This window comes from Pseudarthrobacter sp. NamB4 (assembly GCF_005796185.1).
In the GTDB taxonomy this organism is placed as follows: domain Bacteria; phylum Actinomycetota; class Actinomycetes; order Actinomycetales; family Micrococcaceae; genus Arthrobacter.
On the sequence record NZ_VAHM01000036.1, the window covers coordinates 1 to 1675 of the forward strand.

Below are 1675 nucleotides of genomic sequence, written 5' to 3' on the forward strand. Positions count from 1 at the left end.
TAAATTGAGCAGGGCCCTGACAAACGACGTCAGGGCCCTGCTGCTTTAACCACCAAACTGCCAGAAGCGGGAAAACGGACGGGCTGGTGGATGCCGATCGCAGACCCCGTCCTGGGCTGCTGGACTTCAAGAAGGTCATCGAGCCGCTGCGCATCATGGTGGCCGATGACTGGTCCAGCTTCTCTCTGCGCAACGGCCAGGACTTTGCGGACACGGCGGCTTTCGGCTTCCGCTTCGAGGTAATGGCCGACGGCGGCGCTCTCGACGCCGGGACGGTGGAGGTTGCGCCCGTGCCGGCCCAGAGCGAGGCATTTGTGCAGCTGCCTGAAGGGCTGCCTGCCCTGGCGGCCGGGCTGCCCGAAGGCCAGGCTGCCGTACTCACCGTCAGCGCCGTCCTTGCCGCTGATTGCGCCTGGGCTGCAGCCGGCCACGAGGTTGCCTGGGGGCAGTCAGTCCGCCAGCCTGCGAATCCAGTTGAGCCACAACCCTTTGAACCGGTTGTCCTGAGCGACCGCGAACTGACGCTCGGCCCACTGGTCCTGAGCAGGGCCACGGGCACGCCCACTTCCCGTGGCGGCCTGCCGGTGGAGAAGCTGGGGCTATCGTTGTGGTGGCCGCCTACCGACAACGACCTGGGGCGGGAATGGGATGGCGCCGACGACCGGCCGCTCGCGGCCCAGTGGAAAGATGCCAGGCTGAACCTGCTCCGCACCCGATTGCTGGGCATCAGCGCGGAGGTTCACCCGGAGGGCGGACAGGCGCTGAAGGTCCACACGCGGGTAAGTGCAGCCGGCAAGCAGTATGGGGTGTTCGTTGACTTCACCTGGACCACCGATGGCGAAGCGGTTGCGCTCCGGACCGGGGTCCGGCCTGACGGTGAGTGGGTCAACCGAGGGTTCGAGGTGGAGTGGGCCAGGATAGGGCTGGAACTGGTGTTGGCTGACGGGACCGAATCAGTGAGCTGGTGCGGCAAGGGTCCTCATCAGAGCTACCCGGACACCGGTCAGGGGGCACGCATGGGCTGGTTTTCGCTGCCACTGGCTGAGATGGACGTGGACTACGTGCGGCCGCAGGAGTGCGGAGCCCGGTCAGGGGTTCGATCGGTTGCAGTTCGGCTCGGGGCGGTGCAGCTGGAGATTTCCGGTGCTCCCTTTGCGCTGACCGTCCGGCCCTACAGCCAGGATGTTCTGGATGCAGCGGCCCATCGGCCAGACCTGAAGGCCGACGGACGGAGCTACGTCTACTTGGACCATGCCCCTCGTGGAGTGGGAACGGCTGCCTGTGGTCCCGGCGTGCTGGAGCGGTACCGCCTCAAGCCGCAGGAAGCCGGCTTCACCCTTAGCTTAAGGGTGCCGAAGTGACACGGCGCGATATGTGAGCCACTACATAGCCGAGCCTGTCCTGTCCCGAGGGCTCTTTTGCTCGCCTTATGCCCCTAATAACCCCTGTTTTCCGGTGTTTTTGGGGGCACTGACCTGCCGCGGGCGGGGATTTGCTGAGGGGCTTGCGGGCGTGTATTGTTTTCTGAGTCGCCGCCGCTGAAGCGGAAAAATAGCGACCAACCCCCTGACAAACAGCCTGAAATGGCACGCCTGCTGGCGCGCCGGATGCAGGTAGGGAAGGTTGAGGGAGCCGCTAGTCGCCGGAAGCGCCGACTTGCAAAGGTTCTTGAAGC

General features: G+C 65.1%; 2 protein-coding genes. One reads left to right on the forward strand and one right to left on the reverse strand.

Features of this window, described 5'->3' with window-relative positions; all coding sequences use genetic code 11:
• The first annotated feature begins 86 nt into the window (after positions 1 to 86).
• Positions 87 to 1361, forward strand: a complete 1275-nt coding sequence (locus FDW81_RS17915; protein WP_240720416.1) for a beta-galactosidase domain 4-containing protein — start codon at positions 87 to 89, stop codon at positions 1359 to 1361.
• Between the two features lie 66 nt (positions 1362 to 1427).
• Here the strand turns inward: FDW81_RS17915 and FDW81_RS18255 are convergent.
• On the reverse strand, positions 1428 to 1675 hold a 248-nt coding region (locus tag FDW81_RS18255), incomplete at its 5' end, for a hypothetical protein (RefSeq protein WP_205754638.1).